This window comes from Micromonospora sp. CPCC 206061, assembly GCF_036906915.1.
Taxonomy (GTDB): domain Bacteria; phylum Actinomycetota; class Actinomycetes; order Mycobacteriales; family Micromonosporaceae; genus Phytohabitans.
Map to the genome: position 1 here is coordinate 1 of NZ_JBAKHX010000063.1, position 14541 is coordinate 14541.

The following is a 14541-nucleotide window of genomic DNA, read 5'->3' on the forward strand; positions in this document are numbered from 1 at the left end:
CGCGCGGCGGGCGGCGGGCGGCGCGCGAGCGGCGGGCGCGCGGCGGCGCGCGGCGGGAGGCGCGTGATCAGGGTGGGGGTGGGGTGAGGAGGGGGGTTATGGCTTGGGCGGGGACGGGGGCGCCGAAGAGGAGGCCCTGGCCGGTGTCGCAGCCCAGCGCGCGCAGCAGTTCGGCCTGCTCGGTGGTTTCGACTGCCTCGGCGGTCACGGTCAGGCCGAGGGCGTGGGCCAGGCGCACCAGGGCGTCGACGATGCGCTCGTCGGCGAGGCTCGCGGAGTCGACCACGCCACCTGAGCGCAGTCCCTCGATGAACGGCCCGGCTAGCTTCAGTGCGTGGATCGGCAGCCGCCGCAGGTAGGCCAGGTTGGAGTATCCGGTGCCGAAGTCGTCGATCGCGATCCGCACACCCGTGGACGCCAGGCCGCGCAGCGAGTGCACCGGCTCGCCGGCCGTGGGCATGACGGCGCTCTCGGTGAGTTCGAGTTGGAGCAGGTCGGCGGGGAGGCCGGTATCGCGGAGGACCCGGGCCACCTCTTCCACGATGCCGGGCGCTCTGGCCTGCCGTACGGCCAGGTTGACGCTGACCACCAGGCGCGCCTCGGGAAACTCGCGGTGCCAGGCCGCGCCCTGCGCGCACGCCTGCTCCAGTACCCACCGTCCAAGTCGGACGATGAGCCCGGTCTCCTCGGCCAGCCCGATGAACCGGTCGGGTGGCAGCGTGCCGAGCTCGGGGTGGCGCCACCGCACCAACGCCTCGACCGCGCGCAGCGTGCCGTCGAATGACACGATCGGCTGATACTCCACTGTGAACTGGTCGTGTTCTAGGGCGGCGGGGAGCGCGTTGACGAGCGCCGAGCGGATCATCTGGCGTTCGCTGCGTACCCGGTCGAAGAGCGCCCACCGGCCACGCCCGTCGGCTTTCGCCCAGTACAGCGTGGTGTCGGCGGCCTTCATCACGTCGGTGGGCGTGGTCTCGTGTACCAGCTGCTCGACGATGCCGATGCTCGCGGTGACCGACAATGGTGGGTGCCCGTCGATGCGTACCGGTGTGGCGATTGCCGCGAGCGCCGCCTCCGCGACGGCGATGGCGATGTCGACGCCGTCGGAGTCGTCGATGAGGATGACGAACTCGTCGCCGCCCATTCGCGCGACGAGGTGGCCGCCCCGCCGCGCGGCGACGTGGCCGTGTGCGGACACCGAGGCGGCGAGCCGGCGCGCGACCACCACGAGCAGCTCGTCGCCGATGTGGTGGCCGAGGCTGTCGTTGACGGCCTTGAACCCGTCGAGGTCGATGAAGCAGACGCCGACACGGGCGGAGCCGCCGTCGAAGACGGCGGCGAGCCGCTCGAAGAAGAGGGTGCGGTTGGGCAGGCCGGTGAGCGGGTCGTGCAGGGCCTGGAAACGCAGCCGTTCCTGTAGCTCGTACCGGTCGGTGATGTCTTCGAGCATCGCGACCGTGAACCGCGGGCGGCCCTCTTCGTCGCGGATCAGCGAGACGGCCAGGTCGGTCCAGACGATGCTACGGTCCTTGCGGTAGTACCGCTTTTCGAGGCGGGCGCTGTCTCGCTTGCCTTCGAGCAGCTCGGCGTACAGCTCCCACATGCCGGGGGTGTCGTCGGGGTAGAACAGCTCGGCGACGTTGATCTCGCGCAGCTCTTCGACGGTGTATCCGAGCATTTCCGCGAACGCCTGGTTGACATCGACGATGTTGCCTTCCATGTCGCCGATGCCGATGCCGATGGCGGCGCCCGCGAACAGGGCCCGGAAGCGCGCCTCGCTGGCCCGCAGCGCCTGCTCGATCTGGTTGCGCGCGGCCCACACCGCCTGGCTGATCCGCTCCTGCTGGGCGAAGGTGCGGTCGCGCAGCGCCCGCGCGTATCCGGTGGCGATGGCCGCCTGCAACGCGACTGCCCGGTCAGCCAGGTCGGGCACCCCGGGAGCCGAAGGCACAACGTGGGCGAGAAACGAGCGCCCGAACGTCACGAGCGTCTGGTCGAGGAACTCGGGCGCCGTGAAGTGGGCGTCGACAAGGGCACGGCCGACGATGTGGCCCGGCTCGGTGCGGAATGGCTCTGCGAGCAGCGCGTCGGCGAGCGTGACGGTGTGCCGCAGCAGCATCCGCTCGGTTTCCTGGGGGCTCATCGGCACAAAGCCGAGCGCATCCCCGGCACGCGCCCATAGGGTCGCGTACCGTTCCGCTCCCGCCTGACTGAACTCCTCTATCGCTGCCTCCGGCCCGATCTAGGGCTTACTCGACAGGTTTGCGGCCGACGCCGCCGTAGGCGCCGAACCGCTCGGGGTGGTCGTCGACGTCGCCCGGTGACTCGGGCCGCCACTGGGGCAGGAACACCAGGCCCGGCTCCACGAGCGTGAAGTCGCCGAAGTACCCGGCGATCTCGGCGTGCGAGCGCAGCGTGATCTCTGTCGCGGTGCGCGAGGACAGGCGCTGCGCGTCGAGCATCTCCTGCGGCTGCTTGTCGAATGTGGAGTGTGAGACGACGAGGAAGCTGCCGCCCGGCACGGCGTCACGGAGCATGGCGACCGCTTCGGCCGGCCGGTCGTCATCGGGCACGAAGTGCACGACGCCGGCCAGCAGCACCGCAACCGGGCGGCTCAGGTCGATCAGCCCCATTTTCTGCGAGTCGGTCAAAATCCGGTCGGGCTCGCGCATGTCGGCCTCTATGACGCCAGCGAGGTCGTTACCCTCCAGAATGGACCGGCTGTGCATGACCGCGACCGGGTCGACGTCGACGTAGACCACCCGGGCGGCGGGGTTGGCCGCCTGCGCCACCTCGTGCACGTTGCCGACGGTCGGGATGCCGGAGCCGATGTCGAGGAACTGGTCGACGCCCTCGTCGACCAGGTATCGCACGGCCCGTCGCAGGAAGGCCCGGCCGGCGCGCATGGTGTCGGCCAGGTTGGGCGTCGTGCTGGCGATCTGCTCGGCCAGGTGGCGGTCGACCTCGAAGTTGTGAGCTCCGCCGAGGAAGTAGTCGTAGACCCGGGCGGCGCTCGGGCGCGTCAGGTCGATGTCTGTCGGCTGGCCTCCTGGAAGTTCCACGCGCTGAGCATACGCGCGAGTCATGCCGCGTCGAGGAGTAGCGCGATGCCTTGGCCCACACCGATACACATCGTGCACAACGCGTACCTGGACCCTCGCTGACCGAGTTCAACGGCTGCGGTGAGCGCGAGGCGGGCCCCGCTGGCGCCCAGTGGATGGCCGAGCGCGATCGCGCCGCCGTTGGGGTTGACATGCTCGGCGTCTTCGGGCAGGCCGAGTTCGCGCAGCACCGCCACCGCCTGCCCGGCGAACGCCTCGTTGAGCTCCACGACGTCCAGGTCGCCGATCCCGAGCCCGTGCCGGTCGAGCAGCCGCCGGGTGGCCGGTACGGGCCCCACACCCATCACGCGCGGCGGCACGCCCGCGGACGCCGCGCCCACGACGCGGGCCAGGGGTGTCAGGCCGTACCGGCGCACGGCCGTCTCGCTCGCGACGAGCAGCGCGGCGGCGCCGTCGTTGACCGGCGAGGAGTTGCCAGCGGTGACCGTGCCGCCCTCCCGGAACGGGGTGGGCAGTGCGGCGAGCCTGGCGAGCGACGTCTCCCGGGGCGGCTCGTCCGCCTCGACGAGTGCGGTCTCGCCGCGCCGCCCCGCCGGTACTTCGATCGGGGCGATCTCCAGCGCGAGGCGGGACCGCGCCTTGGCCGCCCGCTCCTGCGAGCGCAGCGCGAACTCGTCCTGCGCCTCCCGGGAGATCTCGTACGCGGCGGCCACGTTTTCGGCGGTCTCCGGCATCGAGTCGGTGCCCCAGCCGGCCCGCATGAGCGGGTTGACGAACCGCCAGCCGATCGTCGTGTCGTAGATCTCGGCGGTGCGCGCGAACGGCGTCGTGGCCTTGGGCATCACGAACGGAGCCCGGCTCATGCTCTCGACGCCGCCCGCGATGACCAGGTCGGCCTCGCCTGCCTTGATCGACCGCGCGGCGTACGCCACCGCGTCGAGCCCGGAGCCGCAGAGCCGGTTGACTGTGGTGCCGGAGACGTGCTCGGGGAGCCCGCCGAGCAGCGCGGCCATCCGGGCGACGTTGCGGTTGTCTTCGCCGGCCTGGTTGGCGCAGCCGAGCACGACGTCGTCGACCGCCGACCAGTCGACGGACGGCAGCCTGGCGGCCAGGGACCGGATGGTGTGCGCCGCCAGGTCGTCCGGCCGTACCCCGGACAACGCACCCGCGTACTTACCGAACGGGGTGCGGACTCCCCCTACGACAAAGGCCTCCATGTCAGAAAGGGTAGGCAGGGACGTCGCCGCGGACCGTGACCCACCGGGTTTCCGTGAACGCCTCCACATTCGCGGCGGCACCGCCGAATCGGGAGCCGGTGCCGGACGCACCCACGCCGCCGAAGGGCGCGTTGGCCTCGTCGTTGACGGTCTGGTCGTTGATGTGCGCGATGCCCGTCGGTATCCGGTCGGCGAGGGCTAGGCCCTTCATCACGTCGCGGGTGATGATGCCCAGCGACAGCCCGTATTCGCTACCGGCGGCAAGCTCGGCGGCCTCGTCGAGGCTGCCGAACCGGGCGACCGGCGCCACCGGCCCGAAGACTTCGCTCGCGTACGCCGGCATGTCGGGCCGCACGTCGGCGAGCACGGTCGGCCGGTAGAAGAGCCCCTCGAAGGTGCCGCCGGCCGCCAGCCGCGCGCCCGCCTCGACGCTCGCGGTCACCAGTGAGTGGATCTTGTCGCGCTGCCCCGCGTCGATCACCGGCCCCAGCTGGAGGGCGTCGGCCTTCTTCGCGAGCCGGTCCACGAACTCGTGGTACAGGGACTCGTGCACCAGGTGCCGCCCGGTGGTCATGCAGATCTGCCCCTGGTGGTTGAACGAGCCCCACGCGGAGGCCGAGACCGCGCGGTCGAGGTCGGCGTCGTCGAGCACCACGACGGCGGAGTTGCCGCCGAGTTCGAGGTGCGCGCGGGTGAGGTGCTCGGCGGCGAGCGCGCCGACGCGGCGGCCGGCGGCGGTCGACCCGGTAAACGAGATCACCCGCACGTGTGGGTCGACGATCAGCGCCTCGCCCGCCGGCACCCCGCCGGGCAGCACGTGCAGCAGGCCGGCCGGCAGTCCGGCCTCTTCGAGGATGCGGGCGATCAGCAGGCCACCGCTCACGGCGGTGCGCGGGTCGGGCTTGAGGACGACGGCGTTGCCGAGCGCGAGCGCCGGCGCCACCGACCGGATCGACAGGATCAGCGGGAAGTTGAACGGCGAGATCACCCCGACCACGCCGGCGGGCACCCGGCGCGCCATGCTGAGGCGCCCGTCGAGGCTGGGCAGCAGCTCGCCATACGGTCGGGAGGGCAGCGCGGCGGCCTCGTAGCACTCCTGCGCGGCGACGCCGATCTCGAAGTCGCCCTTCGGCGCCACCGCACCGGTCTCGCGCACGATCCAGTCGCGTACCTCTTCGGCGTGCTCCCGCCACAGGTCGCCGGCGCGGCGTAGCACCGCCGCGCGCTCGGGGTGCGGCAGCGCGGCCCAGGCCGGCTGCGCCGCCGCGGCGGCCCGGGCAGCGGCCGCGACGTCGGAAGGCCCGGCGATGCCGACCCGGCCCAGCTCGGCGCCGGTGGCCGGGTCTTCGACGGGGGCGTCGCCGCCCTCTCCGGCGGCCCAGCCGTTACTGAAGAACTTGCTTTGCCAGGTTGCTGTCTCGAGCAGCATCGGTTCTCCCTGAGGTGGATTCGCGCTTGGCCGCCTGGATCTGGGCGTAGATGTGCGACCGGAGCTCGGTGAAGCGACTGTCGGAGCGGGTGTGCAGTTGGTCGCGAGCGTCGGGCAGGTCGATGTCGACGTCTTCGCGGACCCCGGTCGGAGAGGACGACAGGACGATCACGCGCTGGCCGAGGTACACGGCCTCGTCGATGTCGTGTGTGACGAAGAGGATGGTGACGCCGAGCTTGTGCCACAGGTCGCGGATAAGGTCTTCCAGGTCCGCGCGGGTCTGGGCGTCGACGGCCGCGAACGGCTCGTCCATCAAGAGCACGTCAGGCTGGTACGCGACCGCGCGGGCGATCGCCACGCGCTGCTGCATGCCGCCGGAGAGCTGCCAGGGGTACGCGTCATGGGTGTCTGCGAGCCCGACCGCCGACAAGGCGTCGTCAACCAGCGAACGCCGCCTGGCCCGCGGCAGCTTCTTCTGCCGCAGCGGCAGCTCGACGTTGTCGCGCACGCTCATCCACGGGAAGAGGCTGCGGCCGTACTCCTGGAACACCACCGCCATGCCCGGTGGTGGGCCCGACACCCGCCGGCTGTCGAGCTGCACATCTCCGCTGGTCGGCGTGAGGAGCCCCGCGATGCACTTGAGCAGCGTGGTCTTGCCGCATCCGGACGGGCCAACCACGCAGACCAGGTCGCCAGCGTCGACACCGAACGTCAGGTCGCGGATCGCCTCGACCTGGCGTTCCTTGCCCTCGTACACCTTCCGCAGGCCCTGGACTTCTAGGAGCATCGCTTTCCTTTCACCTCACGAACCGCGCTGGACGCGGCGCAGCCCGTGGTACCAGGCCAGCGCCCGGCTCTCCACGAGGCGGAAGAGCAGAGACAAGACCAGGCCGATCAGGCCGAGCAGCAGGATGCCGCTCCACATGTCGGGGATCGCGAAACCGCGCTGGAACTGGACGATCGCGAAGCCCAACCCGTTGCTGGCGGCGAACATCTCGCTGATGACCATGAGGATGATGGCGATCGAGAGCCCCTGGCGCATGCCGGCCGCGATCTGCGGGCTGGCGCCGCGCAGCACCAGGTGGCGCAGCCGGGCGGGACCGCTGATCCGGTACGAGCGGCAGGTGTCAGCGAGCACCGAGTCGACGGCGCGCACGCCCTCGACGGTGTTGAGCAGGATCGGCCACACGCAGCCCGCCGCGATGACCACGACCTTCATTGTGTCGCCGATGCCGGCGAAAAGCATGATGACGGGTACCAGTACCGGTGGCGGGATCGCGCGGAAGAACTCCAGCACCGGCTCCAGTACGGCGCGGACCGCGCGGTAGCTGCCGACGAGTACGCCGAGGGCGATGCCGGCCACCACCGCGAGCGTGTATCCGGCGGCCAGCCGCAGGAGGCTGGGCAGCACGTCGGTGCGCAGCCGGTCACCGGTCCACACGTCGGGGAAGATGCGCAGGATCTCGCGTAGCGGCGGCAGGTAGAAGTTGGTGCTGTTGGCGGTCGCGAACCACCAGATCGCGAAGAGCACGGCGGGCAGTGCCACGGCCAGCACCATGCGGCCGGCGATCCTCATACGACCACCTCGCCCCGCACCGACTGGTGCCACCGCAGCAGGCGGCGCTCGACGCGCCGGGCACCCAGGTTGATGGCGACGCCGAGCAGCCCGGTGACCGCCACCAGGGCGTACATGTCGGGCACCGCGTTCGACGCCTGCGCGACCGCGATCCGGCTGCCGAGGCCGGGCGCGCCGATGACCAGCTCCGCCGTGATGGCGAGGACCAGCGCGACGGCTGCCGCGAGCCGGACGCCGGTCATCACGTACGGCAGGGCGGTGGGCCAGAGCACGTGCCGGATGCGCGCCCACAGGCCGAGCCCGTAGCTGCGCGCCGTCTCGTCGGCCACCGGGTCGACGTCCTGTACGCCGTGGAGCACCTGGATCAGCACCTGCCAGAACGACGCGTACACGACGAGCATGAGGGTCGACTGGAGTTCGGTGCCGTACATCAGCACCGCCAGCGGGATCAGCGCGACCGACGGGATCGGCCGCAGGAACTCGATGGTCGACGCGGTGAACGCCCGCAGCCCCGGCACCGTGCCGATCACGAAGCCGGCGACCACGCCGGCGCCGACCGCGATGGCCAGCCCGATCGCCCACGCGACGAGGGTGTCCCGCAGGGCGTACCAGAACTCGCTGTCACCCAGCTCGCCGGCCAGCGCGCTGGCGATCCGGCTGGTGGGCGGCAGGAAGTCGGCCGAGACCAGGCCGGTGTGCGGCAGCGCCTCGACCAGGGCGAGGAGGCCGGCGAGCCCGAGCAACCCGAGCACCGCCGGCGACGCCCCTCTCGCCCTCATGGAACGCGGCCCCTCATGGCAGCAGTTTGCCCAGGTCAGGTGTCTTGTCACCGAATACGCCGTCGCCCCTGCCCAGCTGCGACAGCGTCTCCAGCGACGCCTTGTTGATCTCGGTGGGCCACTTCGGCAGCGTCAGGGTCTCCACGACCTTCGGGTCGATCTTCGTGTACGTGCCGAGGATCTTGCGCGCCTCGTCGGGATGCGCGTCGGCGTACGCCAGCGACTCGTTGATCGCCTCGGAGAAGCGCTTGACGAGATCCGGGTCGTCCTGGATGAGCTTGGTTGACGCGAAGTACGTGGCGACGGTGAGGTCCGGCGCCGCGTCCACGTAGTTCCACGCGACGACCCGGCCGCCCTGCGCCTTGACGGCCGACAGCGACGGCTCGACGACCCAGGCGGCGTCGACCTGGCCAGCGGCCAGCGCGGCGGGCATCTGGGCGAACGCGATCTCGGTGAACTGGATCGACTTCGGGTCGCCGCCGGCCTTGCGGACCGACTCGCGCACCGTCGTGTCGCCGATGTTCTGCAGCGTGTTGACGGCGACCTTCTTGCCGGCGAGATCCCTGGCGGACCGGATCGGGCTGTCGCCCTTGACGGTCACGCCACCGAAGTCGGCGTCGGCCCGCCCCGTGGAGGCGACGCCATTCGCCACGATCTTGATCGGCACGTTCTTGGTCTGCGCGATCATCAGCGACGTCACGTTGCTGAAGCCGAACTGGAACTGCCCGCTGACCACGCCCGGCACGATCGCCGCGCCGCCCTGACCGCTCTCCATCGCCAGGTCGATGCCGCGGCTGGCGAAGAAGCCTTTCTCCTTGCCGAGATAGATCGGCGCGACGTCGACGATCGGGATCACGCCCACGGTCACCTTGGTGCTGCCCTCCTGGCCGGGCGTGGACGTCTCCGGCGACTCGGACTCGTCGCCGCAGGCCGTGGCGAAAAGGAGAGCTCCGACGGCGCAAAGGACAGCGAAGGGCCGTGCCATGGGACCTCCGAAGAGTTGTGCGTATGTCGAACATCGGTTCTCATAATGAACGTAATCCCGTGACGCCGCTCACGTCAATGGAGACCTTTGACAGCACCAACAGGCGGAAGTACGGTTCGCTTAGCGAACCAATGTTCTACACACGCACAAGGATGGTCGCATGGGGGAGATAACCTCGCTGCGGGATGCGATCGCCAATCTGGTCTCAGATGGGGCGACCGTGGCGCTGGAGGGCTTCACCCATCTCATCCCCGTCGCGGCCGGACAGGAGGTCATCCGGCAGGGCCGGCGCGACCTCACCCTGGTGAGGATGACGCCCGACATCGTGTACGACCAGATGATCGGCGCCGGCTGCGCGCGCAAGCTGGTCTTCTCCTGGGCCGGCAACCCCGGCGTGGGCTCGCTTCACCGGTTCCGCGACGCCGTGCAGAACGGGTGGCCGGTGCCGCTGGAGATCGAAGAGCACAGCCACGCCGGCATGGCCAACCGGTACGTCGCCGGCGCCGCCGGGCTGCCGTTCGCGGTGCTGCGCGGATACGTCGGCACCGACCTCGTCGAGCAGACGCCCACGATCAAGCCGATCACCTGCCCGTTCACCGGCGAGATGCTCACCGCCGTGCCCGCCCTCAACCCGGACGTCGGCATCGTGCACGCCCAGCGCGCCGACCGGGCAGGCAACGTGCAGATGTGGGGCATCACCGGGGTACACAAAGAGGTCCTGCTGGCGTCGAAGCGCTCGCTCGTCACCGTCGAAGAGGTCGTCGACCACCTCGACCCCCGTGCGGGGGCGATGATCCTGCCGCACTGGGCGATCACCTACATCGCCGAGGTCCCCGGCGGCGCCCACCCCTCATACGCGATGGGCTACAGCGAACGCGACAACGACTACTACCAGGCATGGGACGCGATCAGCCGCGACCGCGACGCGTTCACCGCCTGGCTCGCCGGCACGGTCATGCGCGAGGTCCGCACGTGAGCTGGAGCGCCGACGAGATGATGACCATCGCGGCCGCGCGAGCGCTGCGCGACGGCGTGCGATGCTTCGTCGGCATCGGCCGGCCCAGCACGGCCGCCAACCTCGCGCGCCGCACGCACGCACCCGACCTGGTACTGATCTACGAGTCAGGCACGATCGGCGCCAAGCCGGGCACGCTGCCCCTTTCCATCGGCGATGGGGTACTGGCCGAGACCGCCGACGCGGTCGTCTCGGTGCCGGAGATCTTCAACTACTGGCTCCAGCCCGGCCGGATCGACGTCGGCTTCCTGGGAGCGGCCCAGATCGACCGGTACGGCAACATCAACACGACGGTGATCGGTGACGACTACCGATCCCCCCGTGTGCGGCTCCCCGGCGCCGGCGGAGCCCCCGAGATCGCCGCGTCGTGCCGCGAGGTGATCGTGATCGCCAAGCAGAGCACGCGCGCGTTCGTCGAGCGGGTCGACTTCGTCACCTCGGTCGGGTACGGCGCGGGCCCCGGCGACCGGGCCCGCCTCGGCCTCACCGGGCGCGGACCGGTCCTGGTCATCACCGACCTGGGCATCCTGGAGCCCGATCCGGAGACCGCCGAGCTGACCCTGACCCAGGTGCACCCAGGCGTCGACCCGGGGCAGGCGAGCGCCGCGACCGGCTGGCCGCTCGCCGTGTCTGGCACCCTGGGCACGACGCCCGAGCCAACGGCGGCCGAGTTGGCCGCACTACGTGAGCTGAACCGGCAAGCTGGACCCGAGGAGGGGCGATGACTAAAGCCAACCGGAATTCAGGTCATTCGCCGTCGATGGTCGCCACGGGTCCCTTACCGACACAAGGGTTACCAGGGGTGGCCGGCTACCGGCGCGACGACGGCGCGACGCACCCGCCGCTGCTCTCGCCCGGATACAAGTCGACCGTCCTGCGCGCACCTAGCCAGGCGCCCATCCTGCTGCCACACACGCTCACCGAGATCACCGGACCGCTGCTCGGCGAGGGCCGGGTCACCGCCGCCGACGCCGACCTGACCAAGCACCCCGACGGCGAGGCGACGGGGCAGCGCATCATCGTGCACGGCCAGGTGCGCGACAGCGATGGCCGTCCGGTGCCGAACACGCTCGTCGAGCTGTGGCAGGCCAACGCCGGCGGGCGGTACCTGCACAAGTGGGATCAGCACGACACCCCGCTCGACCCGTACTTCACGGGCGTGGGCCGGGCACTTACCGATTCCCAGGGGCGATACAGGTTCGTCACCATCAAGCCCGGCGCGTACCCGTGGGGCAACCACTACAACGCCTGGCGGCCGGCGCACATCCACTTCTCGCTGTTCGGCCGGGCGTTCACGCAGCGCCTCGTCACGCAGATGTACTTCCCCGACGACCCGCTCTTCGCCTACGACCCGGTCTACAACTCGGTGCCGGAGGCGGCTCGATCCCGGCTGATCTCCCGCTTCGACCTGGCCAACAGCGTCGAGGCGTGGGCGCTGGCGTTCGAATTCGACATCGTGCTGCGCGGGCGCGAGCAGACGCCGATGGAGTCGGTCAAATGAGCGAAACGCCGTCGCAGACCGTCGGGCCGTTCCTGTCGATCGGCCTGCCCTGGCCCGACGGGCCGTTCGTGGTCCTCGACGCCGACCCGAGCGGGTTCTGGGTGCACGGCATCGTGACCGATGGCGCGGGTGACCCGGTACCCGATGCTCTGGTCGAAACCTGGCAGGCCGACCCGCAGGGGTGCTTCGACCACCCCGACGACCCGCGCGGCGCGGTTTCCGGGTTTCGGGGTTTTGGCCGGTGCCCCACCGACGACACCGGCCGGTACGCGATCCGCACTCTCAAGCCGGGCCCCGTTCCTGGACCTGGCGGGGTGCCGCAGGCGCCGCACATCGACGTGTCGGTGCTGGCCCGCGGCCTGCTGCACCGGGTCGTCACGCGCATCTACTTCGCCGACGAGCCCGACGCGAACGCCGCCGACCCGGTGCTGCTCGCGGTGCCCGCCGACCGGCGCGCGACCCTGCTGGCCGTGCCCGAAGACAAGGGGTACCGCTTCGACATCCGCCTCCAGGGCGAGCAAGAGACCGTCTTCTTCGATGTCTGAGCTCTTCGGCGGGGTGCTCGCGGCCGGTGCGGTCCGCGAGGCGGTCGCCGACCCGGCCTGGCTGGCGGCCATGCTCGACGTCGAGGCCGCGCTCGCGCGGGCCAGCGACGCCCCCACGGACATCGCGGAGGAGATCTCCGGCGCGTGCCGCGCCGCCCGCTTCGACATCGCCGAGCTCGGCGCCGCGGCGGCGGGTGCCGGCAATCCGGTGATTCCCTTGGTACGCGCACTGCGCGCCGGCGTATCACCGGCGGCCGCCGCGTATGTCCACAAGGGAGCGACCAGCCAGGACATCCTGGACTCGGCGACGATGCTGGTCGCGCACCGGGCACTCGGCCCGCTCCTCGACGACCTGGCGGGCGCCGCCGACGCAGCGGCCCGGCTCGCCGAGGTGCACCGCGACACCCCGGTGGCCGCCCGCACGCTGCTCCAGCAGGCGCTGCCTACCACGTTCGGCCTGGTGGCGGCCGGTTGGCTCACCGCCCTGGACCAGGCAGCTGACCGGCTCGCCCAGGTGCGCGCACACCGGTTGGCCGCGCAGCTCGGCGGCGCCGCCGGCACGCTGGCCGCACTCACACCGTCCACTGTGGGCAGATTGGCTCGCGAACTCGGGCTCGCCGAGCCGCTGTTGCCGTGGCACACCGACCGCACCCGCGTCGCGGACCTGGCCGGCGCGCTGGGCACTGCCGCCGGCGCGGTCGGCAAAGCGGCCCGCGACATCGTCCTGTACTCCCAGACCGAAGTCGGCGAGGTCAGCGAGGGGCGGCCGGGTGGCTCGTCCGCGATGCCGCACAAGCGCAACCCGGTCGCCGCCGTCTCGGCGAGCGCGTGCGCGGCGCAGGCACCCGGACTGGTCGCCACGCTACTGGGAGCGATGGCTCAGGAGCACCAGCGGGCGGCCGGCGGCTGGCACGCCGAATGGCGTCCACTCCGCACACTGCTCGTGAGCACCGGATCAGCCGCGTACTGGCTCCGCGAAAGCCTCACCAACCTGGACATCCACGCGGCGAAGATGCGAGCGAACCTGGATCTGAGCGGCGACGCCCTCATAGCCGAGCGCGTAGCGGCGGCTCTGTCTTCGTCTCTGGGCCCGGACGCGGCCCACGACAAGGTCCGCTCGGTTCTGGCGTCAGGCCAGCCCCTGGCTGACGCCTTTCCGGAGGTGGACCCGTCCCTGCTGGACCTGACAACCTACACAGGCCACGCAGGCTCCCTTGTGGATACTGCCCTGCGCCACCACTCGTCCCGGGAGAGGCCGTGAACGCTGTCGCCGTCCACCACGTCGTTGAGGGGCCTTCCGAGGCGCCGGTGCTCGTGCTCAGCGGATCGCTGGGAAGCACGCTCCGGATGTGGGACGCACAGGCCGCGCGGCTCAGCTCGCGCTTCCAGGTCGTGCGGTTCGACATGCGGGGGCACGGGAAGTCGCCGGTGCCGCCGGGGCCGTACACGATCGCCGACCTCGGCCACGACGTGATCGCGCTGCTCGATCGTCTCGGCGCGGCCAAGGCGCACTTCTGCGGCGTCTCGCTCGGCGGCATGGTCGGCATGTGGCTCGCCGCGTACGCTCCCGACCGGATCGACCGGCTGGTGCTGTGCTGCACGTCGCCGCGGCTCGGCCCGCCGGAGATGTGGGTAGACCGGGCTCGGACGGTGCGCGAGCAGGGCACCGCCGCGTTGGCCGATGCGGTCGTGTCGCGGTGGCTGACACCGGAGTACGCGGCCCGCAACCCGGAGGTGGCGACCGGCCTGCGCGACATGATCGCAACCACGCCAGCCGAAGGGTACGCCGGGTGCTGCGGCGCCATCGAACGCATGGACCTCACGGGCGTACTCCCCACTGTGCGCGCGACCACGCTGGTGATCGCCGGCGCCGACGACCCGGCCACCCCGCCCGCACACGGCGCCAGCATCGCCGCCGCCATCCCCAGCGCCCGGATGGCGATCGTGCCCCACGCCGCACACCTCGCCAACATCGAGCAGGCCGACACGGTGACCGCACTGATCCTGGAGCATCTCGATGGCTGATCCAATGGCAGACACCGCGTACAACGAGGGCATGGCGGTGCGGCGGGCGATACTCGGCGACGCGCACGTCGACCGGGCCATCGCCAACACCACCGAGCTGACCAAACCGTTCCAGGACCTCATCACCCGGTACGCCTGGGGGGCGGTCTGGGGCCGCGACGGCCTCGACCGGCGCACCCGCAGCTGCATCACCCTCGCCGTGCTGGCAACGCTGCGCTGCGACGAAGAGCTGGCCATGCACGTCCGGGCGGCCCGCCGAAACGGCCTGACGGCTGACGAAATCGGCGAGGTGCTGCTACACACGGCCATCTACGCTGGTGTGCCGGCAGCGAACAGCGCGCTGGCGATCGCGCAGCGGGTGCTGGCCGAGGGGGAATGATGACTGAACCAGCTGGCACTCGCGTCCG

15 protein-coding genes are annotated in these 14541 nt (G+C 71.0%); 7 read left to right on the forward strand and 8 right to left on the reverse strand.

Annotated elements, in window-relative coordinates; translation table 11 throughout:
* Positions 1-67: 67 nt before the first annotated feature.
* From V6V89_RS30455 to V6V89_RS30490, 8 genes are read right to left on the reverse strand one after another with little or no spacing between them, the layout of a single operon-like run.
* A complete protein-coding gene (locus V6V89_RS30455; protein ID WP_334622988.1) occupies positions 68-2242 on the reverse strand; it encodes a putative bifunctional diguanylate cyclase/phosphodiesterase in 2175 nt (724 codons plus the stop codon).
* A 7-nt stretch (positions 2243-2249) separates the two neighbouring features.
* The gene (locus V6V89_RS30460; RefSeq protein ID WP_334622943.1) at positions 2250-3062 is read right to left on the reverse strand and encodes an SAM-dependent methyltransferase; all 813 of its coding nucleotides are present in this window, start codon (positions 3060-3062) and stop codon (positions 2250-2252) included.
* Between the two features lie 20 nt (positions 3063-3082).
* Positions 3083-4279, reverse strand: a complete 1197-nt coding sequence (gene pcaF, locus V6V89_RS30465; protein WP_334622944.1) for a 3-oxoadipyl-CoA thiolase — start codon at positions 4277-4279, stop codon at positions 3083-3085.
* Between the two features lies 1 nt (position 4280).
* Positions 4281-5708 carry a benzaldehyde dehydrogenase gene (locus V6V89_RS30470; RefSeq protein WP_334622945.1) on the reverse strand — a complete coding sequence of 476 codons (1428 nt, stop codon included), beginning with the start codon at positions 5706-5708 and terminating at the stop codon, positions 4281-4283.
* Entirely contained in the window at positions 5665-6495 is an 831-nt protein-coding gene (locus V6V89_RS30475; RefSeq protein ID WP_334622947.1) for an ABC transporter ATP-binding protein, read from the reverse strand. The genes V6V89_RS30470 and V6V89_RS30475 overlap by 44 nt, the downstream gene beginning before the upstream one ends.
* Positions 6496-6510: 15 nt before the next feature.
* Positions 6511-7284 carry an ABC transporter permease gene (locus V6V89_RS30480; RefSeq protein ID WP_334622948.1) on the reverse strand — a complete coding sequence of 258 codons (774 nt, stop codon included), beginning with the start codon at positions 7282-7284 and terminating at the stop codon, positions 6511-6513.
* Complete coding sequence (locus V6V89_RS30485; RefSeq protein ID WP_334622949.1) at positions 7281-8063, reverse strand: ABC transporter permease; 783 nt, start codon at positions 8061-8063, stop codon at positions 7281-7283. The genes V6V89_RS30480 and V6V89_RS30485 overlap by 4 nt, the downstream gene beginning before the upstream one ends.
* A gap of 13 nt (positions 8064-8076) precedes the next feature.
* Positions 8077-9048: an ABC transporter substrate-binding protein gene (locus V6V89_RS30490; protein WP_334622950.1), complete on the reverse strand. Its 972-nt coding sequence runs from the start codon at positions 9046-9048 to the stop codon at positions 8077-8079.
* Between the two features lie 160 nt (positions 9049-9208).
* Between V6V89_RS30490 and V6V89_RS30495 the strand changes: the two genes are divergently transcribed.
* The 7 genes from V6V89_RS30495 (at position 9209) to pcaC (ending at position 14513) form a co-directional block, all read left to right on the forward strand.
* Positions 9209-10024 (forward strand): CoA transferase subunit A, encoded by an 816-nt coding sequence (locus V6V89_RS30495; RefSeq protein WP_334622951.1) that lies wholly within the window; start codon positions 9209-9211, stop codon positions 10022-10024.
* Positions 10021-10788, forward strand: a complete 768-nt coding sequence (locus V6V89_RS30500) for a CoA-transferase subunit beta (protein ID WP_334622952.1) — start codon at positions 10021-10023, stop codon at positions 10786-10788. The genes V6V89_RS30495 and V6V89_RS30500 overlap by 4 nt, the downstream gene beginning before the upstream one ends.
* A gap of 77 nt (positions 10789-10865) precedes the next feature.
* Positions 10866-11564, forward strand: a complete 699-nt coding sequence (gene pcaH, locus V6V89_RS30505) for a protocatechuate 3,4-dioxygenase subunit beta (protein ID WP_334622953.1) — start codon at positions 10866-10868, stop codon at positions 11562-11564.
* Positions 11561-12109, forward strand: coding sequence for a protocatechuate 3,4-dioxygenase subunit alpha (pcaG, locus tag V6V89_RS30510; RefSeq protein ID WP_334622954.1), 549 nt, complete (start codon positions 11561-11563; stop codon positions 12107-12109). The genes pcaH and pcaG overlap by 4 nt, the downstream gene beginning before the upstream one ends.
* Positions 12102-13370, forward strand: coding sequence for a 3-carboxy-cis,cis-muconate cycloisomerase (pcaB, locus tag V6V89_RS30515; RefSeq protein ID WP_334622955.1), 1269 nt, complete (start codon positions 12102-12104; stop codon positions 13368-13370). Before pcaG ends, pcaB begins: the two co-directional genes overlap by 8 nt.
* Positions 13367-14134: a 3-oxoadipate enol-lactonase gene (gene pcaD, locus V6V89_RS30520; RefSeq protein ID WP_334622956.1), complete on the forward strand. Its 768-nt coding sequence runs from the start codon at positions 13367-13369 to the stop codon at positions 14132-14134. Before pcaB ends, pcaD begins: the two co-directional genes overlap by 4 nt.
* A complete protein-coding gene (gene pcaC, locus V6V89_RS30525; RefSeq protein ID WP_334622957.1) occupies positions 14127-14513 on the forward strand; it encodes a 4-carboxymuconolactone decarboxylase in 387 nt (128 codons plus the stop codon). Before pcaD ends, pcaC begins: the two co-directional genes overlap by 8 nt.
* Positions 14514-14541: the final 28 nt, after the last annotated feature.